Raw genomic sequence first — 23,815 nt, 5'->3', positions numbered from 1 at the left:
GTCCCCTAGCCCACTCATCACTCCCAAAACACCAACATCACCATTACCACCGCGGGGTGGAGCAGCCCGGTAGCTCGTCAGGCTCATAACCTGAAGGCCGTAGGTTCAAATCCTACCCCCGCAACCACTTACAGTTTTAAACCCCCGCTATCTCATCGAGACAGCGGGGGTTTTGCGTTTTGCTCTACCGAACCACACCACCAATCGGTTGAAAAATATAGCTACATCTAGAATGCCAGATGGCTTCGAGGCTGGGGCTAAAAAAGGGATCCGGATCGCCTGAACAGGTGCCGCTGCCCTGCTGGGCAGCCTTTCTGATGCACAATGGATGCTGGGAGACCGGGGTTATGACACCGGCCGGTTTAGGGATGCCCTGGAAGAGAAAGGCAGCATAAAACCCTGCATTCCAGGACGAAGATCTCGCGAGAGACCTGTCAAATACAACAGGCAGAAATACAAACGCCGCAACCGCATCGAAATCATGTTCGGAAGGCTTAAGAACTGGCGGCGGGTCGTACCCCGCCGCTACGACAGATCCCCGCATGTCTTCTTCTCAGCCATTCGCCGCGTCGCAACCGTCATGTTCTGGATATGAGCTCTATGCCTAGTCTGAAGATTAGAAAAATCCGTGCCCGCCTGAAGGGCCGGATACGGTTCAATGTGGCTACAGATAGGATCGATTTGATTTCAGTGCAGTTATTTTTAATATCGAGATGAATTATAAAATGATCAATCTTTAGCATCGGAATTATGATTTATTTTGGTACTACAGAAAATAAATGGAAAAATTAGATTAAATTTAAGGAATAATAAAAATATCTTCAAATTATTTTATAAATGTAATTTATACACATATACTACGAATTAAAGGTGTAAATGTACAATACTATTATAAACTTTTTAGTAATTAATATTAATTATTTGGTTTTTATGGATGAAAAATTCCAAATGAGAATGTATATTATTTTTATCAACAGTTATATTGAACTATTTTTTGTTATCTACTTTCTTTTGGTGTATGGATGGCGAATCAAGATAACGAAGAGGATTATCCCGTGGCGATTAAAGACCCTAAAGTCATCGAGCATCTGAACACGCAGTTGACCAACGAGTTAACGGCCATCAATCAGTATTTCTTGCACGCACGTACGTTGCGCCACTGGGGTGTGACGCTACTCGGTAAGAAAGAATACGAAGAATCCATTGAAGAAATGCATCATGCCGATTGGCTGATCGAGCGCATTCTTTTCTTGGGTGGTTTGCCCAATGTTCAGCGGCTAAATCAAATTTTGATTGGGCAGAGCGTTGAAGAAATTCTCGAATGTGATCTGAAGCTTGAGAAGAAAGCTCTTGAAGATCTTCGTGAAGGTATCGCGTATTGTGAGAGCGTACGAGATTATGTTTCTCGCGACCTTCTTCTTAAGATTCTTGTGAATGAAGAAGAACATGAAGACTTTATTGACCGTCAGTTTGACCTGATTAAGCAGGTCGGAATTGAGCGGTACATTCAAACAAATTCTGCCGCAGCACCTGATCAAGACTAAGTTCTTTGAAAATGCCCGGAAATCCCGGGCATTTTTTTGCTTTAAATTAGCAGTACACGTTTTGCGTTGTTGTCTGTGCGATATTCGTATTTGCCAGACCGACATTTCTCCGCTCCTGAATGGCTTGCTTTAAAAGGCAAACCATTCCTGGAACGCAGTTCCCACACTGAGCACGGCACTTCTTGGCAGTATAAATTTCGGAAGGTCGGGATGCTCCGGCATCGATCGCCGACTCGACGTCTTTGTGGGAAAGTGCGTTACATGAACAAATGATCATGAGCTGCTCGTGGCGTCCTATCATGAGGCAATAATTTTCTATACGCCAAATGAGATTAGTTCGCAAATGCAGTTCGATTAAAATTTCCTTATGTTGTCTGGTTTATGTTCTGAGTGCTCCAACGCTGCACAACTGGCCTGATGGCGAAGTTACTGTGAATGCGGATCACACCAGGAAGGCGAGAGAGTTCTTCTTTGTGGATGCGTTCGTAGTCTGCCAGGTCCCGGGCTGCCACATGCAGAAGATAGTCTGCTTCACCAGTCATCAGGTAGCACTCACGAATGTCGGCGCATTCCTTAATGCGGGCTTCAAAGCGTCTTAGAGCTTCGTCTGTCAGGCGCTCCAAGGTTATCTGTACAATGACTGTTGTCAGGTTATGTACAGACCGATCATCGATGACGGCATGATAACCTCGGATGACGCCTTTCTCTTCAAGCATTTTGACACGTCTCAGGCATGCTGAGGGTGAAAGACCAACGCGTTCCGCGAGGTCTGCATTGCTCATACGGCCGTCATGTTGCAGAAGGCGAAGAATGGATTCGGTGGTGCGATCGAAGATCATGTCACAATTTTCCGTCTTCCTTGGTTATATGCTGCATATATAACGCTTGAGACTGAAGAATATGCTGAATTTATGCAGGAAATTTCATTTCGATTTGCGATAGGGTGAAGTATGACGATCTTATCAGCTCCTCACCTTTGGCCTGCCTCCCGGGCGGGTGCCACTCTTACGGTTGATCTCAAGGCTATAGCCAAAAACTATCGCTTTTTGAGGGATAGGGTGGGAACGGCAGTTTGTGCCGCTGTTGTGAAAGCGGACGCCTATGGGTTGGGTGCTGAGCAAGTGGCACCTATTCTTGAACGGGAAGGCGCAAAAGAATTCTTTGTCGCTCATGTTGATGAAGGAATCGCTCTGCGTCAGATCGTCTCACCCGAGACGCGGATTACGGTTTTGCACGGGCCGCGGCCGGGAGCTGCAGCTGAGTGTGTCTATTTTGGACTTCGGCCTGTTCTCAACAGTCTTGAACAAATAGATCTTTGGAAACGCGAGGCTGCGCGAGAGGGGGCTGTGCAGGAGGCTGTTATCCAGCTGGATAGTGGGATGTCCCGCTTTGGTCTCTCATGGGCGGATGTCAGGAAGCTTTCTGATGATCAAACTCTTTTGGACGGTATCAGTATTGGGTTGGTGATGAGTCACCTGGCTTGTGCGGACGTTCCAGCCAGTGAAGCCAACCAAATCCAGCACCAAAGATTTCGGGACATGGCAGCCTTAATGCCTGCAGCTCCTTTGAGCCTCTCGGCTTCTTCGGGTATATTCCTAGGCACGGATTACCATATGGATTTAGTTCGGCCTGGCGCGGCTCTCTATGGAATCGCTCCTAACGCTGAACTGCCTAATCCCTTGCAGCAGGTTGTTTCTCTTCACGCCCGTGTTCTTCAATTGCGGGATGTGGAGGTAGGCGATGCTGTTGGGTACGGCTTGACCTATCGTCCAGAGAAACCGCGCCGTATTGCGACGGTGGCCGTGGGATATGCGGATGGTTTTTCCAGGCATAATAGCGGGACAGGTTGTGCATGGCTGGGAGATATCGCGCTCCCTATTGTAGGGCGTGTTTCTATGGATTCCCTGGCCTTGGATGTATCAGCGGTTCCGGAATCTCAGCTGCATGCAGATATGTATGTTGATTTGATCGGGCCACGCAGAAGCGTTGATGATGTGGCCACATCTGCGGGAACTATCGGATATGAAATTTTGACCTCTCTAGGTGGGCGATATTATCGCGAATATGTGGAGTAGAGTCATCCGATTGAGAGTGTAATCCCGTTTCAATGATTGACAGGGCTGTTTGAAAGACCCAAATACACGAATGAGCATCGCAAGTTGTTCAAGTGCCCTTTCTTTTGCGTTGAATTCGGAAAATTCATGTATCTCCGCCGCGATCGTGCCCTGACAGCTGTTTCAATCATGTTGGATGTTGCTTTTCACGCGGGGCGTTCCGGTGTGGTGAGTGGCGCTGATATTGCCAAGCGGGGTAATATGCTGCGTCGCGGGATCGAGCCTGTTCTTCAGGCTCTTTCGAGAGAAAAACTTCTGGATAGTGTGCGGGGGCCTAAAGGCGGTTATCGGTTGGGGCGTCCGCCCCGAACCATTACGGTGCATGAGATTGTTCAGGCCGTTACCGAAGAACACGCCCCCGATGGGGAAGCAGCCAATCCGTTAATAGAGAAGGTTCTTGAACCTTTTTGGGCTTCAATGAATGTTGAGCTAGCCAAAAAAATGGAAGCTGTGACCTTGGAAGGGTTGTTGCGTCAGGCTGAGGAAGCGGGAATGCAGCGACCTAATCGAGCTCCTATCTCCTTTTCAATATAACTAAAAAAATTAGTTATAAAAAATTATCACTAAAATTTGCTGATTGAGGTTGGAGAATTCACCATAATGGATCATTATTTGATCCGTTATGGTGAATTTTTCGTTGCTACGCTCAGTCCTTTTTCATTCGCTGCATTACGTTGAGAAGGTCTTCGGAGCTTCTTTTGACGTCATGCGAGGGGAAACCTGCGAGTTGATGGTTTATCCTATGTCAGTTTCGTTCCTGCGGAGGGCATTATGAAACGACCAGTTCGTGTTGGAGCAGGTGAGAAGCTTGTTTTGACGGCTAATCGCCTTCTGGACGGAAGAATCGTCTGGCGCGATCATGATGGACATTGGGCGGCTCGAGTTGGGGCAGCGGAAAAACTGGATGCTGACGCCGTGAGCGATGTTCTTGAGGAAGCGCAGGCGCGTGCCCAGCAGGATGGTGTCGTAGGTGTATATGAAGTGGCTGTACGCGACGTTGATCCTCCGGAACCTGTGACGGTGCGTGAGCGAATTCGTGCGCGTGGTCCGACTGTACATCCCGAATTTTCAGTGGAGGCCGGGCAATGAACGCTCCTGTTGGCCATTACCAATATGATCAGATTGACCGCGAATTTCTGGCCGCTCGCATCGACGAGTTTTCCGGGCAGGTAACGCGCCGTATTGATGGAAGCTTGAGTGAAGACGAATTCAAGCCGCTGCGGCTGATGAATGGTCTGTATCTTCAGCTTCACGCTTACATGCTGCGTGTCGCTATTCCGTATGGAACGATCGACAGTCAGCAGATGCGGATGTTCGCGCATATCGCGCGTCGGTACGATCGTGATTATGGGCACTTTACCACGCGTCAGAATATTCAGTTTAACTGGATAAAGCTGGAAGAAACTCCGGACATTCTGCGCGATCTGGCGAAGGTGGACATGCATGCCATTCAGACCAGCGGAAACTGCATCCGGAATGTGACGTCTGACGAATTTGCGGGTGCGGCTGCGGATGAAGTCGTGGACCCGCGTGTTCATGCGGAAATTCTGCGCCAGTGGTCTACATTGCATCCCGAATTCACGTTTTTGCCGCGGAAATTCAAGATTGCTATTTCTGGCAGTCCGAATGACCGGGTTGCGGCTCGTTTCCATGATATTGGGATTCTGGCTCGCAGTGGCGCGGACGGGCGTCCTGTCTTCCGGATCTTTGTGGGAGGAGGCTTAGGCCGCACGCCCATTATCGGGCAGGAGATATTTGACGCTGTGCCTGAAGAGCGTCTGCTTGCAACGCTCGAAGCGATTGTCCGGGTCTATAATGCGCATGGACGCCGCGATAATATTTACAAGGCACGGATCAAGATTCTGGTTCAGGCTCTGGGCATTGACGCTTATCGTGAGGCTGTCGAAGCTGAGTTGCAGCAGATGGATCTGGAACATTACCGTCTGACGCCTGAAATGGTGGGTGCGATCCGCGCGCGTTTTGCTGTTCCGGAACTCTCAGCCCCGGATAATGCCTCTCAGGAGCTCTCAGCCAGACGTGAGGCTAATCCGGAATTTGATCTCTGGGTTCGAAGCAATACGCATCCGCACCGTGATGCGGGTCATATTATAGCGGTTGTTTCGCTCAAGCCTGCCGGAGGAATTCCGGGAGATGCCACGTCTACCCAGATGGACCGTCTGGCCGATTTGGCTGACGAATATTCCTTTGGCGAACTGCGGATTACGCATCTTCAGAACATTGTTCTGGGGCATGTTCGACAGGATCGGCTGTATGATCTGTGGCAGGCCCTGAAAGAAGTGGACTTGGCATCTGCCAACATTGGTCTGATCGGTGACATCGTGGCATGCCCAGGGCTGGATTACTGCGCTCTGGCAAATGCACGTTCCATCCCGATTGCCCAGAAGCTGGGTGCTCGTTTTGGGGATGCTACCTTGCAGGCAGAAATTGGCGCGCTACGGATCAATATTTCAGGCTGCATTAATGCATGTGGCCATCATCATGCGGGTCATATTGGCTTGCTGGGTGTGGACAAGCGCGGGGAAGAGTTCTTCCAGATTACGTTGGGCGGCCGGGCAGAGAACGGGGCCTCCATTGGAACCATTCTCGGGCCAGCGCTTCCGGAGGACGATACGGTTGATGCGATTGCCCGGCTGGTGGATTGCTACCTTGGTATAAGGCAGAGGGGCGAGACGTTCCTCGATACGTTGGATCGACTCGGGGACGTCCCTTTCAAGGAGGCAGCTTATGAAACTGTTTGAGCTGAACGAGCGTCCCGCCAAGTTTCATGAGGCATTGGTAACGCTTTCAGAGTTGGCAGAGAATACGGAAGCACGTGCTGTTCTTCTGGATATTGCTGATGATGCGACGGCGCTGAAACCGTATCTCAACCGGCTTGAACTGGTTGTTTTGCGCTTTCCGATCTTCCGTGATGGGCGTGTGTTTACGCAGGCGCGGGAATTGCGGGAGTACCTCCGCTTTTCGGGAGAAATTCGTGCGGAAGGGCATGTCCTTCCAGATCAGGCGGCCTTCCTCAAGCGGTGTGGCGTAGACAACGTCGTTTTGCCGGAGGGAAGTGACGTGGAGCTGTGGGAAAAACAGCTCCATCGTTTCCCGGTGGCATATCAGCGCTCTGTTCTGCCTTTTCGTCCTGTTGAGGGCGGCCTGCGGATTGAAGAAGACTCCTAACGGGTTCCGAACCATCCACGGCGCCAGAACCAGAAGAGCGGCAGGATGGTGGATAGAACCATCAAGGTAAGGCCGTAAGGGTAGCCATATTTCCAGGTAAGCTCCGGCATGTCCTTGAAGTTCATGCCGTAGATACCTGCGATCAGCGTTGGCATGATCCCGATTGAGCTGGCGACGGTGAGGACTTTCATGCCGTCGTTCTGCTCGATGCTGATGAAGCCCAATGTCGCATCCAGAAGGAATTGGACCTTGCTGACGATCTGGGCATCGAAGTCGCTCAGGGAAGCAATGTCGCGGCCTGCGACTTTGAGACGCGATTTAAATGTGTCAGCCGGCGTTGGTGATTTCCCGGCAGTATCTCTGGCGGGAAGAGGAGATGTGCCCTGATCCTTGGCCTTTTGCAGGCTTTGGCTGATGTAATCTTCCAGATAGATACGAACACGGTCGATGCCGAGGAGACTGTCCCGGACTGTTGAGGCTAGGTCTCCGGCATATCCGAGGCGGCGCAGGGTTTCGCGAAGCATGGCGCCCACGCGTGCGCGATCGCGCGGTTGCTCGGCGTTGAAGACGCGGCGGGAAATGGTGTCGAGAGTGCGCCCCAGGCCTTCGAGGATATCCGCCAGACGGTTGATAATCTCTTCGAGTAGTTCAACCAGCAGTTCCGTTGAAGAGGGCGAGACCTTGCCTGCCGGGTATTCGGCCAGCTTTCCCCCTACGAGATCAAATGCGAAATAGTCCGTGTAGCGGACTGTGATGATTCTCTTTTCCGTCAGGATGAAACCGACGGGTTTGGAGAACGAGACGTCATCCGCACGGCGTACAAGGGGGGTGGAGAGATAGAGGCAGTTGTCCCGTTCATAATGGCGGGATGAACTTTCGATCTCTTCCAGCTCTTCCAGTTTGGGAATGTGCACCCCAAGGAGTGTCTCGGCTTTTGTGATTTCATCATGTGTTGGATTGATGAGGTCAATCCAGTTCGTGGCATTGATATCGACGTCCGGGCCGATCTCGCGGGCCGGTGTGCCGGCGGGCCGGGCGAGAAGCATCAGAGAAAGATCCTTGGTCGGAGGCAGGAGGTGTTCTGACTCATGTCTTGAGGATGCGCTCTGTGCAAGGGGGCTGCCGAGAATTCGGTAAGGGTGGTTTCTTAAAAATGGTGTGGATGGACGTTCCCGTCTGGCCTTGGTATCGCTGGTTAGCCCTTTAAGCGGAACAGAGCCCGGTATGACGACCCCTTCATCTTCCTTGTCTAACTCCTTGCGTTCCGGACCGGACGAGCGCGGCCGGTTTGGCGTCTTCGGTGGACGCTTTGTTGCGGAAACGCTGATGCCTCTGGTTCTTGAACTGGAGGAGGCGTATCGCGCGACGCAGGCTGACCCAGCGTTTCGTGAGGAGCTGGACTACTATTACCGGGATTACGTTGGCCGTCCGAGCCCGTTGTGGTTTGCGAAGCGCCTGACGGAAGAGCTGGGTGGTGCGAAGGTTTATCTCAAGCGTGAGGAGCTGAACCACACAGGTTCGCACAAGCTCAACAACGTCATGGGACAGATCCTTCTGGCCCGGCGGATGGGCAAGACGCGGATCGTGGCTGAGACTGGCGCTGGCCAGCATGGTGTGGCGACGGCAACGGTTTGTGCGCTCTTTGGGCTGAAATGCGTCATTTACATGGGCGCAACGGATGTTGAGCGCCAGAAGCCCAACGTCTTCCGCATGCATCTGCTTGGGGCTGAGGTAAAGCCGGTGACGGCTGGGGCCGGGACACTCAAGGATGCCATGAATGAAGCCATGCGCGACTGGGTTGCGAATGTGGCGGATACATATTTCCTGGTGGGTACGGTTGCTGGACCGCATCCGTATCCTGAGATGGTTCGTGATTTCCAGTCCATTATTGGTACGGAAGTGAAGGAGCAGATTGTCCGGGCTGAGGGGCGTCTGCCGGATGTGATTGTTGCGGCCATTGGCGGCGGCTCAAACGCAATGGGGATTTTCCACCCGTTCCTTGATGATGCGGATGTGCGTCTGATTGGTGTGGAGGCTGCTGGGCTTGGACTGGATTCTGGCAAGACGGCGGCGTCCATCTTGCGTGGGCGTTCGGGTGTGCTTCACGGCAACCGGACGTATTTGCTTCAGGACAAGCATGGTCAGATCGAAGAGGCGCATTCGATCAGTGCGGGGCTGGATTACCCGGGGATCGGGCCGGAGCATTCCTGGCTGAATGATATTGGGCGTGCCGAGTATGTTGGTGTGACGGATCAGGAGGCTCTGGAGGCGTTCCAGCTTCTGACGCGGACGGAAGGCATTATTCCGGCTCTCGAATGCGCCCATGGATTGGCGCATGTCATGAAGATTGCGCCGGATATGCCGAAAGACAAGATCATCGTGCTGAACGTCTCTGGCCGTGGAGACAAGGATATCTTCACTGTGGCGAGCCATCTGGGAGTGAACCTGTGACCCGTATCAAAGCCCGTTTTGAAGCCCTCAAGACGGAGGGACGGGGTGCACTGATTCCGTATCTTCAGGCGTTTGATCCGGATTATGAGACCTCGCTTGAGCTGCTTAAGGCGATGCCAGCTGCGGGGGCGGATCTGATCGAGATTGGTGTGCCGTTCTCCGATCCTTCAGCGGACGGTCCGACGATTCAGGCTGCGGCACTGCGGGGGCTGAAAGCCGGCGCGACGTTGGGCGGCGTTCTGGAGATGGTTCGGTCTTTCCGGGAGACCGATGCCGAGACGCCGATTATTCTGATGGGATATCTGAACCCGATTGATAGCTATGGGCCAGCGGAATTCTGCTTTGATGCGGTTCAGGCGGGTGTGGATGGTATCATTGTCGTGGATATGCCGACGGAAGAGGCGGATCTGCTGGATGCCCATGCGCGGGCAGCCGGGCTGGATATCATTTCTCTTGTGGCCCCGACGACATCCCGGACGCGTCTGTTCCATGTGCTGAAAGATGCGTCTGGCTTCGTGTATTATGTAAGCATCACGGGGATCACGGGGACGGGCAGCGCCAGCCAGGCGCAGCTTGAGGAAGCTCTTCCGAAGATTCGGGAAGCGACGGATCTGCCGGTTGCGATCGGGTTTGGGATTTCGACGCCTGAGCAGGCGCGGGCGGCATCCCGGATTGGGGATGCTGCTGTGGTGGCTTCTGCTTTGATCAAGACGATGGCGGGGACGCTGTCTGAGGGACAAGCGACGGAAAAGACGGTTCCATCCGTATTGAAGCAGCTTATTGAATTGTCTGCGGCCGTTCGGGGGTGAAACCTGTTTCGGGTGGTAAATTTGGAGCGCATCAGGGGTTTCTCTGATGCGCTCTTTTTATTTGCAGTCTGATCACGTGCGATTGCGCAGTGACATGCCAAAAAGAATGGCAGATGCCCCAGCCATCAGAAGCTCGATGGCAATCAGGGTTCCGATTAGCCACAGGCCTGACCACGGCAGTGTCATGTAGAGAAGGATGCCAATCAGGAGCGTGAAGACGCCACTGACGGCGAGGAGGCCCCAGCCACCTGTTGTGCGGTGCCCGGCGGCCCAGAAGGCACGGCTAAGGCCTGCGAAGATAAGGCAGCCTGCAAGGATAGCCGTAATGAAGACCGATCCGGTTGCGGGCTCTTCGATGAGGAGAAGTCCGCCAAGAATGTAAAGTCCGCCGATCAGGCCGGAAAGCCACTGGTTGGGCAGGGGGAGCCCGCGATGCGCGAAGCTCTGCATGATTTGGGCGATTCCACCGATGATGAGCAGAACGCCCAGAAGGACCATGCTGGCAAGCGTTGTGGCGATCGCATCAAAGGCTGCCAGAAGCCCCAGGACGACCAGGAAGGCGCCCACGCCGATGAACCATCCGGGTTTCAGGCCTGACTGAGGGGAGAACTGCACGGTATTGAAACTGTCGGACATTGGGGTTTCTCCGGACGGGAACAATGGCCCGTCTGTTCACTGATTTTGCCTGATTAAACCGCGAGGACGCTCAGTGGTTGCAGGTGATCGCGGTGCGTGTTCCTTAAGGGAGATGGTGCCATATTTTTCCGAGGCTGGGCACAGTTCTGTATGGCAAGGCTGGCATAAATGTGCTGGCAACGCTAAAACGCGCCGATTATGAATGGCCTCTACAAGAGCCTTTTCCCATTCTGGCCTTCGTCCCGAAGGCAGGCAGAAAGTAACGAGACGACATGAGCTGGCTGACCGATTACGTCCGACCCAAGCTGCGTGGCCTGCTTCAGCGGGACGTGCCGGATAATCTTTGGACAAACTGCGATTCCTGCGGGCAGATGATGCTCGTCAAGGAAATGGAGCGCTCCCAGAAGGTGTGCCCGCATTGTGGGCATCATATGCGTGCGACGGCAAAGGAGCGTCTGGCCTGGACGTTCGATGGTGGCGAATATACGACCATCGAGCTCCCGAAGATGCCGGTTGATCCGCTGGGGTTCAAGGATTCCAAGCGTTACACCGATCGTCTGAAGGACGCGCGAAACAAGTCTCATCTTGATGAGGGGCTTGTGGTCGCTCATGGCCGAATTCAGGGGCAGAAGGCTGTGGTGGCCGTCATGGCACCTGAGTTCCTGTTGGGAACGATGGGAGCAGGTCTGGGTGAGGCTTTTGTGGCGGCCTGTCGTTTGGCTGTTCTTCAGAAGGCCCCGCTGGTGATTTACACGGCTTCCGGTGGTGCGCGTATGCAGGAAGGCGCTGTCAGCCTCATGCAGATGCCGCGTACAACGATTGGCGTGCAGATGCTTCAGGAAGCTGGTCTGCCCTATATCGTGGTCTTTACGAACCCGACGACCGGGGGCGTATCAGCGTCTTTCGCAATGCTGGGTGATATTCACATTGCTGAGCCGAACGCGCTCATAGCTTTTGCTGGTCCTCGTGTGATTCAGGACACCGTGCGCGAGAAACTGCCGGAAGGTTTCCAGAGGTCTGAATACCTGCGTGAGCACGGGATGGTTGATATTGTTGCAAAGCGCTCCGAGCTGCCTGAGCTTCTGGGGCGCGTTCTTGGTATGCTGACTCGCCAAAAGGCGGCTCCGGACGTCGCTGCCTGATGGGTGCCCAGAAGGGGGAGCCGGTCCGTCTGGCTGGTGAATATCAGGGACGGCCGGGCGAGGTTCTTGCCCGGTTGCACCAGTTATATCCCAAGCTGATTGATCTTTCTCTTGGGCGGCTGGAAGTTCTTCTGGCTAAGCTGGGTCATCCCGAACTGCACTTGCCGCCAGTCATTCATGTTGCTGGTACGAACGGCAAGGGGAGCACATGCGCTAATCTGCGGGCGATTGCCGAGGCAGCAGGTCTCCGCGTGCATGTGATGACCAGCCCGCATCTTGTGAGCATTACTGAGCGGTTTCGTCTGGCAGGGAAGCTGGTTGACGAAGATACGCTGGTGGATGCTTTTGAAGAGGTTGAGCGCGTTAATGCAGGTGCGCCCATTACCGTCTTCGAGGTTTTGACGGCCGCAGGTTTTCTTCTTTTCTCTCGCATCCCTGCTGACCTTGTCATTCTTGAAGTGGGTCTCGGTGGACGGCTGGATGCCACAAATGTGGTTCCTAAGCCTGCTGCGTGTGCCATCACGACGATCAGTCTGGATCATCAGGCCTTTCTGGGAGAAACGCTGGAGGCCATTGCTGGTGAAAAAGCTGGGATTATCAAGCCTGGTGTGCCCGTCGTTGTCTCTCCGCAGGCTTCAGAAGCGTTAAATGCCATTCGGTCGCGTGCGGAGGCATTGAAGGCGCCTCTGTGGAGCCTGGGACAGAATGTGCACGTTCGGGTGGATGGTCTAAAGCTGCATTATTCTGACCCGCAAGGTAGCCTTGAATTGCCCTTGCCGGGTTTGAAGGGGCCGCATCAGGCAACAAATGCAGCTCTTGCGATTGCGGCTTTGCGGGTGTCTGGGTTGAATATCCCGTTGAGTGCGTATGAGGGTATTGCCAGAACTGACTGGCCTGCCCGATTACAGCGATTGCATGGAACGCTTGCTGCTATGCTGCCAGATGGGTGGGAGCTTTATCTAGACGGTGGCCATAACCCTGGTGCAGGTGAGGTGCTGGGGGAAGTGCTTGATGGTTGGAAGGATCGACCTGTTCACATCATTGCCGGGGTCAAGCAGAGCAAGGACGTGAGTGGATTTCTCAGGCCCCTCTTGGCGCGTGCAGCCAGTGTTCAGGCGGTTGCGGAAGTTGACCAGCATCTTGCCACGCCTGTGGAGGAGCTGGTTGCTGCGTCCGGGGGAATCGCAATCGCTGGGCCGACGATTGTCAAAGCTTTGGAGCGTTTGGCTGAAAGTGGGCAAGAGCCCGCACGCGTGCTGATTTGCGGTAGTCTTTATCTTGCAGGCGTTGCTCTTGCTCAGGATGGCTGGGTTTCCGTCTGAGCGAAGTTTTGTCGGACCAGGTCATCCCATTCCTGCATAATGGTCTGGTCCGGCATCCTCGCATCCGCTCTGGAATACCAGTAGCGGGCGTTGGCCAGATCTCCTTCCTGTCGGTGAAGAAGGGCGTGAATACGGTCGTTTGGTCGTATGCCTTCGGCTGATTGCACCAGTTCGTGTGCTTTGGCCCAATTCTGTTTTCCAATCCACCAGAGTGCTGTTTGAGGAAGAGAGAGGCCGGTGGGCGGACTGGCGTTCTGAAGGCTGTCGTAGAACTTCTCTTTTGAGATCATGTCCCGCGTCCTGATGTAGCGATTGAGAGGCTGACAGGACTGAAAACGTTTTGTCTCGGCAGGAGATGCACATTGAGGCGCTGCTTCTGGAGGAAGCTGATGGTAAAAGACTGTCGTGACTATGATCGAATCCTTTCCCTCTCCAGCTGCGTCTGACGCGTCCTCTGATGATGGGGGGCTAGGCGCGCTCCTGCGTCGTTCTCCGCCAGCGAATATCGCGGCAGAGCAGGCGCTTCTCGGAGCTATCCTGACAAATAACAAGGCCTATGAGCGGGTCTCGGATTTTCTGGAGCCCGAGCATTTTGCCGACTCGGTGAATGGCCGGATTTATGAGGCTGTGGCCCGTCGCATTGAGCGTGGCCAGCTCGCTGACCCCGTTACGATGAAGGCCGAATTCGAGCACACGGGTGTGCTGGATGCTGCGGGCGGCCCTGCGTATCTCGCCAAACTTTTGACCGCCATGGTGGGGATCGTAAATGCCGGGGATTATGGTCGTGTTGTTCACGATGCATGGGTCCGGCGTCAGCTCATCGATATCGGAGAGACAGTTGTAAACAATGCTTTTGGAGCGCGGCCTGACCTGGATGGTAGTGATCAGATCGCGGCTTCTGAAGAGGCGTTGTTCAAACTTGCGACTGAACGTGGTCAGGAGGGTGGGTTTGTCTCGTTCGGCAAAGCCCTTACGGGAGCTATTGATGTTGCTGAGAAGGCATTTCTACGGACAGGAGATGTTGTTGGCCTGACGTCCGGACTGCGGGATCTGGATAAAAGGACGGGTGGGTTGCATCCGTCTGATCTTTTGATTCTTGCTGGGCGTCCGGCCATGGGAAAGACAGCGCTGGCGACGAAAATTGCGTTCTCGGCTGCGCGTTCGATCATGAGAGACGCTGAAGAGCGTGGAGAGAAGTCTCACGGCTCCGTCGCTATCTTCTCTCTTGAAATGTCATCTGAACAGTTGGCGACGCGTATTCTATCTGGCGAGGCAGAAGTATCGGGTGAAAAAATTCGTCGTGGTGACATCGGACAGAAAGAGTTTGATCGGTTTGTACGGGTGTCTCGTGAATTGCAGAAGCTGCCACTTTACATTGACGATACGCCGGCTATTTCGCTTTCCGCGATGAGAACGCGATGCCGGAGGTTGGCGCGAACGCAGGGGTTAAGCTTGGTCGTTGTGGATTATCTGCAATTGATGCGTCCTGCGATTGGGACCAAACCGGACAGTCGTGTGTTGGAAATTTCAATGATTACACAGGGCCTGAAAGCAATTGCGAAAGAGCTTTCAGTACCAGTTATCGCATTGTCTCAGCTGTCTCGTCAGGTTGAATCCCGCGAGGACAAGCGACCGATGTTGTCGGATCTTCGTGAGTCTGGCTCTATTGAGCAGGACGCGGATGCTGTGATGTTTGTGTATCGTGATGAGTATTATCTGCAGCAGCGGATGCCCAAAGATAGTGCATACGATAGCAACGAGAAGTTTCAGGCAGCAACTGAAGAGTGGCAGCGGAAAATGGCCCTTGTGCATAACAAGGCTGAGTTGATTCTTGAGAAGCAGCGACATGGTCCGACTGGAATGGTCCAGTTGTACTTTGAGGGAGAGTATACCCGGTTCGGAGATTTGGATACGATCCACGAATAAGAATTGGAAAGCGGTCTTCGGACCGCTTTTTTTTATGTCCGAGCATCACCCGAGATCGAATCTTGAGACGGGAATTAACACCCGAGGAATATCCGTTTTGCAGATTCACGGAAGGCATCAAAGGTTAGCAATACTTTGTCGCATTCTAATTTTTAGTACAGAAGCGAGTTAAAAAAAAATCGGTTCCGCAATGTGATGCAAGTTACGGAAACCAACAGTTTTCATCATGTCAGAGTGCTGTGAGAGGGAGTTGGTTAGGGGCCACGTTTCCCAAGCGGGGAGTACACGCAAGTCCCGCAATGGCAATGAGCCATATTTGCTTCTTGACCTAGTGGCATATTGCCATTAATTTATCGTTAATCGGCGGTTGTCGTGGGGATGGCTGCTGAGGAAGGAAGGGGGCCGGTTGATGCGTTGTGTTTCGCTGATAGCTGGAAACGTTTCTGATTTGTTCATTCCATCGCCGAGGCAGGTTTGCTGCACTACGACGAATGGGGGAGCGTTCGAATGCGCATTGAAGTCAGCGAAGACACTATCAGTGCAGATCCTCGTCTGGTCTCGTGGGCTGATCAGGTATGTCAGAAGTCGTGCTTTTGTCCCTGTCGGGAGCCATGTCTTGCCGCTGGAGCACCAACTCTGGGTGCAGGGCAGCCAGCCGCAGGGCCAGTTCTTCGTCGGTACGACCGTTCAGGACGCCTTTCAGAAGAAAATCTGTCGAGACGCGGAGGCGGTTCGAGAGAGCGGCGATGAGGAAGACGCTGGGCGCGCGATCGCCACGCTCAATCTTGTTGAGGGTGGAGGCATCTACTCCCAGGAGTCTGGCACATTCGCTCTGGTTGGGAATAACGAGTTCCCTGGCCCAGGCGATACGTGTTCCGATAGCTCGCTGGAGGATAGTCAGGGAGTCCGAGCGCTTGTGTTTGGCCATGTGGCCTTTTTAGCAATGGCTTTATGCCAAATCCAGAAGAAGTTTTTTTTCTTATTGCCTATGGCATTTTGCCAAAAATCAAATTTGCAGCATGAAGGAAGTTAGAATGAGGCAGATGAGTGAAAGCCAGACTCCTCGTCGGGTATCTGCCAGCGCCATTGCAGCCATGTTGGCGGCTGACAGTTGGAAGCCTCTCCATAAAGAGGCGCGTAATCGTTCGATGCGCAAGGCTAAAAAGATTGCAAAGGTATCGGGCGGCACTCCGAAAAGACTGGTCGTGGATCGTGAGAGCGCTGAGGCTCTGCCGCCAGGGCACCCTGTGAGCTGGAACGCTTTGTGGGGCGCTGATCGTGTTCCGCAGTTTCCTGTTTTGGCTCCGATGGGGGCTTCTGCGATTTGGGAAAGTATCCACTGATGCAAACGTTAATTCGGGAAATCCCTCCGGTGACTATTGCCCGCCATATGAAGCCCACTCCAGAACGCTTTCAGCATCATGAAATCGTGGAGCGAAATGGGGTGCATCGTGTCGTTAACACAGTGCATTCGATGTATGAGGCGGGCGACATTGGGGACGACGAGGTTTCTGCTGCAGATCGGTGGTACCGGGAGTATCTCTTTGCAACGATTGGTATTGTGGAAGAAAAACCGTCAGATGGCCGTTTTCGTGAAAAGGGTGATGTGCACACGTGGATGATTGGGCGTGGCAAGTGCTCGGTTCGGATTTCGGAAATTCGTGAGAGGTTGGGATTGTGCGGGCACGTGCGTCTTGAAATGATGCTGGCACGAGAAATGTCTTTTTCTGCGATGGCACGTCATCTTTATCCCGGCCTTTCTGAAGGACGGGCGCGTATGAAAGTTTCGGCACAATGTGCGTTGCTTCTTGAGCAACTTTCGTATGCGTACGAAAATATGAAGAATAAAATTTAAATCTCTCAGAAAAGTATTGAACTTCGAACGCGATTATTGCATAAGAAAAGTACATTGAAGATATTTTATTTCAAAAGGCCAGCTCAATTTTGAGTTTGGCCTTTTTTATTTGGAAGAGTTTCTAGTGTTGGAACGATTTCACATTTCTTCCGGATCAGTTGTCCTTTCCGGTCACCAAGTTATGGTTGTTATTCTTGGGGATGGTTTAGATGTCGTCGCGTGCCCTTTAGTGAATGCTGAAGAAGCGATTCATCGGGCAGATTGTTCTCTTGAATGGCATGAATTGGTGGACGCAGGGCTCACGCGGCTTGATGTGCGTTGTCGAGCTATTCCCTGTCGGCGAAAAACTCTTTCGTTAAAGGCCCTTGGATGCGTGAGCGAGGCGACCAGAAGCCGTTTGGAAGTTATGGCGCAGCGGGAGCAGCGATTACGATTACAGGAAGTTCCCAGAACACATTTTCCAAGGAAAAAGCCCATACATGCTGGGCAAAAACACGAGGCTTGGCTTGATGGATGGTCAATGAAAAGCCGACGTGAAGCAGAGCTTCGGATTGATTGACGCTCAGAGTCGGGAAGGGAATGGACAAATGAGCGAGACACAGAGTGAGAAGCAACGGATACGCCATGGGCGATCTCGCCAGCGCAAGGAACAGTTTCTGAAGCATCTTGCTGCCAATGGAAATATCTCTGCAGCGGGCCGTTTTGCAGATGTTCAGAGAAGCACGCTGTATCATTGGAAAGAGACGGACCCTCACTTCGCATTTCTTTGGGATGATGCTTTGGAGGAAGCGGCAGATGCCCTGGAAGCTGAAGCCCGGCGTCGCGCTGTCGAAGGATATGACGAGCCAATTACCTATGGTGGAAAAATTATTTGCAACCCGGAGACGGGAAGCCCGCTCGTCAGGAAAAAATATAGTGATGGTCTGATGGCGTTTCTTTTAAAGGCACATCGACCCTCTCGCTTTAAAACCGGACATGCCGAGGACCAGACTGGCTCCATTTCCATCTGTATCAGCCATGACGACAACGCCCTTTAGACTGAATGATGCACAAAGCGAGGCTGTTCGTTTGCTGGGAGGGCCTGCCCGTCATATTTTATTAAGGGGTGGCTCACGCTCAGGAAAAACGTTTGTGTTGATCCGAGCCGTTGTTATTCGAGCGTTGAAGGTTCCAGACAGTCGTCATGGTATTTTTCGTCACAGATTAACGGCTCTTAAGGCGTCTGTTTTGCGGGATACGTTCCCGAAGGTCATGCAGTTCTGTTTTCCGCGGGTTCGGTGGAAGCTGGATCGGCAGGACTGTGTCGTGACGTTCTCCAATGGGTCTACCATTCTGTTCGGCGGTTTGGATGATGAGCAGCGTACCGAGAAAATTCTGGGTCTTGAATTTGCGACAGTTTATCTGAATGAGGCGAGCCAGATCAGTTATGGCGCGCGGAACATGTTGCTGACGCGCCTGGCGCAGAAATGTGACTTGGTGAACCGTGAATATATTGATGCCAATCCGCCGAGTGTTGGTCATTGGCTGTACGCGCTTTTCGAGTTGGGAATAGAGCCGAAATCGGGGCAACCCATTTCGGATCGTTCCTTATATGGCACGATGATTCTTAATCCGCATTCTAACAGGGATAATCTGGGAGATGATTATCTTGTAGCGCTGGAAGCGTTGCCGGAACGAGAGCGGCGACGGTTTCTTCATGGAGAATACCAGGTTGCTGTTGAAGGGGCGCTCTGGCGGATTGAGTCGTTCAGACGCGAAGCTGCTGTTGCGGCTCAGACGCGGATGGATATTGCTTCACGCATGCGGCGTATTCTGGTGTCGGTTGATCCTTCGGGAGCCTCTGGTCCGGAAGATTATCGATCGGATGAAATCGGAATTGTTGTCTGCGGCGTGGATGCTGATGGTGTTGGACATGTTCTGGAAGATCTTTCTGCCAGAGACAGTCCGGCAGGATGGGCTGCACGGGCATTGCATGCTCTGGATGACTGGCGGGCAGAGCGGATTGTTGCCGAACGAAATTTCGGTGGTGCTCTGGTAGAGAATACCATTCGGAGTGTGCGAGCGACTGCGCCGGTTCGGCTGGTCACAGCAGCGAGAGGCAAGGCTGCGCGGGCAGAGCCTGTGGCGGCGCTCTATGAGATTGGCAAGGTGGTTCATCACGGGCGCTTTGAAGCGCTTGAGGATCAGCTCTGTCATTTTTCAGTCAGTGGATATCGAGGGCCCCGGTCTCCGGATCGGGCGGATGCGATGGTCTGGGGACTGAGTGAACTGATGCTGTCTGGCAGCAGCAGTATGGCGGGCTGGAGCCCGTCAGCATTTTCGTTGGCGCGCTGACCGGCTTCTAGGCTGCAGGCGGGCTTTAGCATTGGAGAATTCATGGACTGGTTGTCCCTGCAACGGCGGTATGCCGTGCCGGCGGGTGCGTCTGCGCGCACAGCACGCCTGCTGGCGTTAAGGCGCGTTCTGGACGGAACGCAATATGACGCCTTGCCTCATCCGTTCTCGCTGGAACGATCAGGGGCGGGGGAATACATTCCGCTTTCGAATAGACGACCATCTGTCCGGAGCAATTTATGCCGAACGGTTGTCGATGAATCCGTCTCGTTGCTTTTTGGCGATACGCACTGGCCCAGTCTGATTACGGATGATGTGCGGGTTGCGGAAGCCATGAGTGTTTTCGCCGCACAGACGCGCTTAGCATCACTGATGATGGAAGCCGCCACGTGTGGTTCCATTGGCTCGGTGGTGGTTCTTTTTGAGGTGTCGGCCGGCGTGCCGAAGCTTTCTGTTCTCGATACGGCTTATCTGACGCCGGTCTGGGATGATGCCAGTGGCGAGCTTTTGCGTGTTGAGGAACGGTTTCTTGTTCGAGGCCGGGATCTTGCTGCGCAGGGTTATCCAATTGGCGAAGATCTATTGGGTGCGCAATTCTGGTGGCAGCGGATTTGGACACCAATGGATTGCGCAGTTTCCGTACCCTGGCTTGTCGGTATGGACGGTGGGGTTCGGGATGAAAGCCGGTCCGTGCGCCATGGGCTGGGTTTTGTACCGATTATCTGGATCCGTAATCTGGGTGGTGTACATGGGCGTGACCCGGAAGGGGAATGCACTTTTGAACGGGCGATCGATACGGTCATTGAGGCGGACTACCTTCTGTCTCAGGCTGGGCGGGGTCTGAAATATGGCTCTGATCCGACGCTGGTTTTGAAAACTGGCGGTTTTTCGGATGGTGTGGCTCATCAAGGCGGAGCGTCGTCGGCTCTGACGTTGCCTCCTGAAGGGGATGCCAAGCTTCTGGAAATTAACGGCAATGCTGCAGGGGCAGTGCTCGAGCACTATCGGGAACTGCGGCAAATTGCCTTGGAGCAACTGCACGGCAACCGGGCGCATGGCGATCGGATTTCAGGCGTGCAGTCTGGCAAGGCCATGGAAATGATGTGCCAGCCTCTGATCTGGCTGGTGGATCGGCTGCGGCATTCTTATGGCGAGAATGGGCTTTTGGCTGTTTACCGAATGGCCTGCCGTTTTTCCTGTGTGCTGGAAAACGGTCTGCGGTTGGGTGGGGCTTTGGTGAAAGACCTCCCTTATTGTCGCATGGCATTGAGGTGGCCCGCCTGGTTCCCAGCGACGGATCCGGAGCTTCTGTCGCTGTCGCAGGGGCTGGTGACGGCTGTTTCCAACGGGATTCTAAGCCGAGAGACGGCTGTCAGAATGTATGCGACGGCATCTGGAAATTCTGACCCCGGGGCAGAATGGCGTGTGCTTGAACAGTGGGTTGCGCCGGATGAGGCGTGACATTGAACGGAGGGAAAATATCCGTGTCTGAAGAAACTATTGAGGGTGTGGAGGCTCTGCGTCAGGCGCTTGCTCAAGCGCAGGATGAGGTCAAATCCGTTCGTCGGGAAATGGCGGATGCCGTTGCCCGGCAGGAAGATCTGCAGCGATCGCATGAGGAAATTATGTCTCGTGTGAAGCAGGAAAGTGACCGTGAAATCATGGTTGCGGCTCTGCGGTCAGAGGCTGTTCGTTTGGGCGCGTATAATCCTGAAGATGTTGTTCGTCTGATTGATATGGGCGGTGTTACCCGCACTGAGGATGGCGCGGTTGTGGGAGTGATTGAGGCTTTGGAACAGGCGCGGCAGGAGCGTGCATATCTGTTCGGAGAAATTGTGCGGCCCGGATATTCGAGTGGCACAACGGTTGGGTACCCGGCACCGAAGCCTGGCGGCATTGAACCTTTTGATGCGCGCGCAGCTACTGAAGCTGATTACGAAGCGCGCAAGTGGCAGTTTCTGGCTCGGGCTTGATAGCGCGACAGTGAATTAAATATTTGACCGGCCAAGTATGCCGGAATTTTTCATAAATATTTACGGAATGACATTCATGAGCATCGAAAATTTTCCAGTTCAGCTTCAGGCCGCTATTCAGCAGGGTTTTCTGGCACGGGAGTTTGAAAACGGCCTCAAATCTCGGCTGGGATTTCGACAGGTTGCTGATCGCGAGATTTTCCCCAACGCTATTGGTGAAACTCTTACAAAGACGCGTAAGAGTCTGAAGGCTCCTGTTACGACACCGCTGAATCCAACGGGCAATACCAACTTCGATAATGGAATGAGCCCTGCTGGCTGGTCTGTTGAGCAATACACTCTTTCGATCAATCAGTATGGCGACACGATTGATCTGAATATGGTGACGAGTGGTGTCGGGATTGCATCGCAGTTTCTTGCAAATGCCAACACCAATGGTGTTCAGGCCATGCAGTCTCTGGATCGGCTGGCGCGCAATACGCTGTTTGGTGGAGCTCAGAATGGAGTAGGTGGTTATCTGGGTGGCAATACGCGCGTTAGTGTTGCACTTGATGCTGAAGGCGACACCATTCAGGTTGATGACATTCGGGGATTTCAGTCCGTTATTGTTAATGGTCAGGTTACGCTGATTGGATCCAGCAATGGCATGACTGTGACTGTTGGTTCGGATGTGTACACGCTTGTGCGCGTGGTAGCTGACGCGACCAATGTTTCTACGGCGCCGGGCGGAATTTCCGGGCAGATGACATTCTCCGCCAGCGTGTCTGTTGCGGATGGTGCCGTTGGGCAGCCGGTGGTTGCGGCAACGGCACCGAAGGTGATCCGTCCGAATGGCCGTCTGACGACGGCAGCTCTACAGACGGCGAGTGCAAGCGGTCTCGCGGATACGCTGGGTATCCAGCAGGTTCTGGCTGGTGTTGCGACGCTTCGCCGTAACAACGTTCCTATGATCAATGGGGCATATCATTGTTATCTGGATGATATTCAGCTTCTATCGCTGTTCCGTGACGATGATTTCAAGCATCTTTATCGGGGAGCATATGGTTCGGAAGAATATCGTTCCGGACAGGTGATTGAGCTGCTGGGCGTTCGGTTTATTCCGACGACAGAAGCCCCTCAGCAGCTTTCTCTTGGTGCCGGTCCTATTCATCGTGCTCTGCTGTTGGGCCAGGGAGCTCTGATCGAGGGTGACTGTGCGCTGACCGGCCATTCGGACATTCCAGACGCTGATCGCGCACTGATTGAGATGGTGGATGGGGTTGCAATGGTGACGCGTGAGCCACTGGATCGACTGCGTCAGATTATCGCTCAGTCCTGGTACTGGATTGGGGGTTTCGCGCTACCGACGGATGTGACGGCAGATACAAACGTTATTCCCACGGCGACGAACAGCTATCTCAAGCGTGGCGTTATCATTGAGAGCCTGGGCACGGATGCACTTGGCATGACCTTCTAAGCTGATTTCGAACCCCCATGATTCCATGGGGGTTCTTCTGGTGGAGGAGGATTATATGTCTGGGACTGCAAGCCTTTCCTCGGGCCCATTGACGGACGGGGAAAAGGTCGATGTTCGGCGATTTTGCGGGTATCCGGCAATTGGATCGCGGGAGACAGGGCAGGAATCCTGGCGCTTCTTTCAGGTTGAGGGAGCGTTGGAATGGCGGATTAACAGCTTGTCTGGCGCAGAACTGCAGCAGGTGCGTTTGTACCTTTCACAGCTTTACCCGTTGGAAACGGCTCTTTTGGGGGCGTCTGAAAATCTGGATACGGCACAGGCGGCGAGTTGGTATCACAACGGTCATGAAGTGCGTGATCGTGTGATGCTTCTGACGTTATGGCGTCGGCGTTTATGCGCGTTTCTTGGGGTGACAGGCGGTTTGGAATTGCAGGATGGCCGATTGGTCATCATCTGAAGGGGGCATGATGCGGGCGGAACAGATCGCGTCCAGACTTTGTCGAGGGTATGCAAAAGCGGCAGGGATTTTAGGTCACTCCGGAGAGCAATACCGGCCGGATAATCCGTTGTCTCCCATGCAAAATATTTATGCACACCCGATGCTCGCTTTTGATTCGAGTGCTGACTTTACATTCTCCCGATCCCCCAATTGGGGTGGGGTTATGGAATATGTGCTTACGGATTGCCGTGAAGATACTGTGGTCGGAGATATTCTGACTTGCGGGGGGAATACGTTTTTTGTTGCGGCCGTGGATGACCTTCGACCTCCGCTATGTATGGCATGTAATCGGACTGTGGAGGTCAGTGGCGTTTCTGGAACGCAAGGGAACATCGTTGAGGAATGTCCTGCTGCGATTGTTTTGCGGTCTAAAGGAGAGGGATCTGGGAGTGGTATTCCAGGGTCAGCCAAGCCCGGGCAGTTCGTCATGTATTTACCGCGGCTGCCGGGCATCGTGTTGCAACCCTATATGACGGTCACGACGGACCTGGATACGACGTACACGATTAACGCTGCCGAGATGTCGGACTGGGGTTTGCGTTGCACCATGTCTCTGCAACAGGTCTGA

The 23,815-nt window shown here is 53.4% G+C and carries 26 protein-coding genes, 1 tRNA gene and 1 pseudogene; 22 read left to right on the top strand and 6 right to left on the bottom strand.

Annotated elements, in window-relative coordinates:
• Positions 1–50: 50 nt before the first annotated feature.
• The 3 genes and pseudogenes from ABDK75_RS13975 (at position 51) to bfr (ending at position 1,544) form a co-directional block, all read left to right on the top strand.
• A tRNA-Met gene (locus ABDK75_RS13975) sits at positions 51–127 on the top strand.
• Between the two features lie 156 nt (positions 128–283).
• Positions 284–595, top strand: a pseudogene (locus tag ABDK75_RS13970) (transposase); the annotation flags it as partial.
• A 427-nt stretch (positions 596–1,022) separates the two neighbouring features.
• Positions 1,023–1,544: a bacterioferritin gene (gene bfr / locus ABDK75_RS13965; protein ID WP_233125940.1), complete on the top strand. Its 522-nt coding sequence runs from the start codon at positions 1,023–1,025 to the stop codon at positions 1,542–1,544.
• Positions 1,545–1,590: 46 nt separating this feature from the next.
• Here bfr and ABDK75_RS13960 read toward each other — a convergent pair whose 3' ends face one another.
• Positions 1,591–1,821 carry a (2Fe-2S)-binding protein gene (locus tag ABDK75_RS13960; RefSeq protein ID WP_346006193.1) on the bottom strand — a complete coding sequence of 77 codons (231 nt, stop codon included), beginning with the start codon at positions 1,819–1,821 and terminating at the stop codon, positions 1,591–1,593.
• A gap of 88 nt (positions 1,822–1,909) precedes the next feature.
• Positions 1,910–2,383: an Lrp/AsnC family transcriptional regulator gene (locus ABDK75_RS13955; RefSeq protein WP_346006173.1), complete on the bottom strand. Its 474-nt coding sequence runs from the start codon at positions 2,381–2,383 to the stop codon at positions 1,910–1,912.
• 111 nt (positions 2,384–2,494) lie between these two features.
• Between ABDK75_RS13955 and alr the strand changes: the two genes are divergently transcribed.
• The 5 genes from alr (at position 2,495) to ABDK75_RS13930 (ending at position 6,844) form a co-directional block, all read left to right on the top strand.
• The gene (gene alr, locus ABDK75_RS13950) at positions 2,495–3,619 is read left to right on the top strand and encodes an alanine racemase (RefSeq protein WP_346006172.1); all 1,125 of its coding nucleotides are present in this window, start codon (positions 2,495–2,497) and stop codon (positions 3,617–3,619) included.
• A 126-nt stretch (positions 3,620–3,745) separates the two neighbouring features.
• The gene (locus tag ABDK75_RS13945) at positions 3,746–4,192 is read left to right on the top strand and encodes an Rrf2 family transcriptional regulator (RefSeq protein ID WP_064274282.1); all 447 of its coding nucleotides are present in this window, start codon (positions 3,746–3,748) and stop codon (positions 4,190–4,192) included.
• Between the two features lie 237 nt (positions 4,193–4,429).
• The gene (locus ABDK75_RS13940; RefSeq protein ID WP_346006171.1) at positions 4,430–4,747 is read left to right on the top strand and encodes a DUF2849 domain-containing protein; all 318 of its coding nucleotides are present in this window, start codon (positions 4,430–4,432) and stop codon (positions 4,745–4,747) included.
• Entirely contained in the window at positions 4,744–6,417 is a 1,674-nt protein-coding gene (locus ABDK75_RS13935) for a nitrite/sulfite reductase (RefSeq protein ID WP_346006170.1), read from the top strand. The genes ABDK75_RS13940 and ABDK75_RS13935 overlap by 4 nt, the downstream gene beginning before the upstream one ends.
• Positions 6,404–6,844, top strand: a complete 441-nt coding sequence (locus tag ABDK75_RS13930) for a DUF934 domain-containing protein (RefSeq protein ID WP_086633067.1) — start codon at positions 6,404–6,406, stop codon at positions 6,842–6,844. Before ABDK75_RS13935 ends, ABDK75_RS13930 begins: the two co-directional genes overlap by 14 nt.
• Here the strand turns inward: ABDK75_RS13930 and ABDK75_RS13925 are convergent.
• Positions 6,841–7,890 (bottom strand): CorA family divalent cation transporter, encoded by a 1,050-nt coding sequence (locus ABDK75_RS13925; protein WP_046900308.1) that lies wholly within the window; start codon positions 7,888–7,890, stop codon positions 6,841–6,843. The genes ABDK75_RS13930 and ABDK75_RS13925 overlap by 4 nt on opposite strands.
• Before the next feature lie 178 nt (positions 7,891–8,068).
• Between ABDK75_RS13925 and trpB the strand changes: the two genes are divergently transcribed.
• On the top strand, positions 8,069–9,295 hold the full coding sequence (gene trpB / locus ABDK75_RS13920; protein WP_346006169.1) for a tryptophan synthase subunit beta: 1,227 nt from the start codon (positions 8,069–8,071) through the stop codon (positions 9,293–9,295).
• The gene (trpA, locus tag ABDK75_RS13915) at positions 9,292–10,104 is read left to right on the top strand and encodes a tryptophan synthase subunit alpha (protein ID WP_346006168.1); all 813 of its coding nucleotides are present in this window, start codon (positions 9,292–9,294) and stop codon (positions 10,102–10,104) included. The genes trpB and trpA overlap by 4 nt, the downstream gene beginning before the upstream one ends.
• A 72-nt stretch (positions 10,105–10,176) precedes the next feature.
• On the opposite strand, the gene ABDK75_RS13910 is transcribed toward trpA, so the two are convergent.
• The gene (locus ABDK75_RS13910) at positions 10,177–10,740 is read right to left on the bottom strand and encodes an HdeD family acid-resistance protein (RefSeq protein ID WP_086633070.1); all 564 of its coding nucleotides are present in this window, start codon (positions 10,738–10,740) and stop codon (positions 10,177–10,179) included.
• Positions 10,741–11,012: 272 nt separating this feature from the next.
• On the opposite strand from ABDK75_RS13910, the gene accD reads away from it, so the two are divergent.
• Positions 11,013–11,882 carry an acetyl-CoA carboxylase, carboxyltransferase subunit beta gene (gene accD / locus ABDK75_RS13905; protein WP_086633071.1) on the top strand — a complete coding sequence of 290 codons (870 nt, stop codon included), beginning with the start codon at positions 11,013–11,015 and terminating at the stop codon, positions 11,880–11,882.
• Positions 11,882–13,204 (top strand): folylpolyglutamate synthase/dihydrofolate synthase family protein, encoded by a 1,323-nt coding sequence (locus tag ABDK75_RS13900; protein ID WP_339408088.1) that lies wholly within the window; start codon positions 11,882–11,884, stop codon positions 13,202–13,204. Before accD ends, ABDK75_RS13900 begins: the two co-directional genes overlap by 1 nt.
• On the opposite strand, the gene ABDK75_RS13895 is transcribed toward ABDK75_RS13900, so the two are convergent.
• Positions 13,180–13,494, bottom strand: a complete 315-nt coding sequence (locus tag ABDK75_RS13895) for a hypothetical protein (protein ID WP_339408086.1) — start codon at positions 13,492–13,494, stop codon at positions 13,180–13,182. The two genes, ABDK75_RS13900 and ABDK75_RS13895, sit on opposite strands and share 25 nt — an antisense overlap.
• A 121-nt stretch (positions 13,495–13,615) precedes the next feature.
• On the opposite strand from ABDK75_RS13895, the gene ABDK75_RS13890 reads away from it, so the two are divergent.
• The gene (locus ABDK75_RS13890; protein WP_346006167.1) at positions 13,616–15,130 is read left to right on the top strand and encodes a replicative DNA helicase; all 1,515 of its coding nucleotides are present in this window, start codon (positions 13,616–13,618) and stop codon (positions 15,128–15,130) included.
• 535 nt (positions 15,131–15,665) lie between these two features.
• Here the strand turns inward: ABDK75_RS13890 and ABDK75_RS13885 are convergent.
• Positions 15,666–16,058 (bottom strand): helix-turn-helix domain-containing protein, encoded by a 393-nt coding sequence (locus tag ABDK75_RS13885; RefSeq protein WP_046900300.1) that lies wholly within the window; start codon positions 16,056–16,058, stop codon positions 15,666–15,668.
• Between the two features lie 106 nt (positions 16,059–16,164).
• Between ABDK75_RS13885 and ABDK75_RS13880 the strand changes: the two genes are divergently transcribed.
• The 9 genes from ABDK75_RS13880 (at position 16,165) to ABDK75_RS13840 (ending at position 23,815) form a co-directional block, all read left to right on the top strand.
• Positions 16,165–16,473 carry a hypothetical protein gene (locus ABDK75_RS13880; RefSeq protein ID WP_064274272.1) on the top strand — a complete coding sequence of 103 codons (309 nt, stop codon included), beginning with the start codon at positions 16,165–16,167 and terminating at the stop codon, positions 16,471–16,473.
• The gene (locus ABDK75_RS13875) at positions 16,473–16,985 is read left to right on the top strand and encodes a hypothetical protein (RefSeq protein WP_211497203.1); all 513 of its coding nucleotides are present in this window, start codon (positions 16,473–16,475) and stop codon (positions 16,983–16,985) included. The genes ABDK75_RS13880 and ABDK75_RS13875 overlap by 1 nt, the downstream gene beginning before the upstream one ends.
• A 587-nt stretch (positions 16,986–17,572) precedes the next feature.
• Complete coding sequence (locus ABDK75_RS13870; protein WP_211501447.1) at positions 17,573–18,022, top strand: hypothetical protein; 450 nt, start codon at positions 17,573–17,575, stop codon at positions 18,020–18,022.
• Positions 18,003–19,319 carry a phage terminase large subunit gene (locus ABDK75_RS13865; protein WP_346006166.1) on the top strand — a complete coding sequence of 439 codons (1,317 nt, stop codon included), beginning with the start codon at positions 18,003–18,005 and terminating at the stop codon, positions 19,317–19,319. Before ABDK75_RS13870 ends, ABDK75_RS13865 begins: the two co-directional genes overlap by 20 nt.
• Before the next feature lie 42 nt (positions 19,320–19,361).
• Positions 19,362–20,780, top strand: a complete 1,419-nt coding sequence (locus ABDK75_RS13860) for a phage portal protein (RefSeq protein WP_211503379.1) — start codon at positions 19,362–19,364, stop codon at positions 20,778–20,780.
• A 23-nt stretch (positions 20,781–20,803) separates the two neighbouring features.
• Positions 20,804–21,292, top strand: a complete 489-nt coding sequence (locus tag ABDK75_RS13855) for a hypothetical protein (protein WP_339408081.1) — start codon at positions 20,804–20,806, stop codon at positions 21,290–21,292.
• 76 nt (positions 21,293–21,368) lie between these two features.
• A complete protein-coding gene (locus ABDK75_RS13850) occupies positions 21,369–22,748 on the top strand; it encodes a DUF4043 domain-containing protein (RefSeq protein ID WP_211499122.1) in 1,380 nt (459 codons plus the stop codon).
• 55 nt (positions 22,749–22,803) lie between these two features.
• A complete protein-coding gene (locus tag ABDK75_RS13845; protein WP_064274306.1) occupies positions 22,804–23,205 on the top strand; it encodes a hypothetical protein in 402 nt (133 codons plus the stop codon).
• A gap of 205 nt (positions 23,206–23,410) precedes the next feature.
• The gene (locus ABDK75_RS13840) at positions 23,411–23,815 is read left to right on the top strand and encodes a hypothetical protein (RefSeq protein ID WP_346006165.1); all 405 of its coding nucleotides are present in this window, start codon (positions 23,411–23,413) and stop codon (positions 23,813–23,815) included.

Origin of the sequence: Gluconobacter sp. OJA, assembly GCF_039638325.1 — a bacterium.
GTDB classification, from domain to species: Bacteria; Pseudomonadota; Alphaproteobacteria; order Acetobacterales; family Acetobacteraceae; genus Gluconobacter; species Gluconobacter cerinus.
The sequence above is the reverse complement of the archived record's forward strand: the minus strand, read 5'-3'. Positions and strand labels throughout refer to the sequence as shown.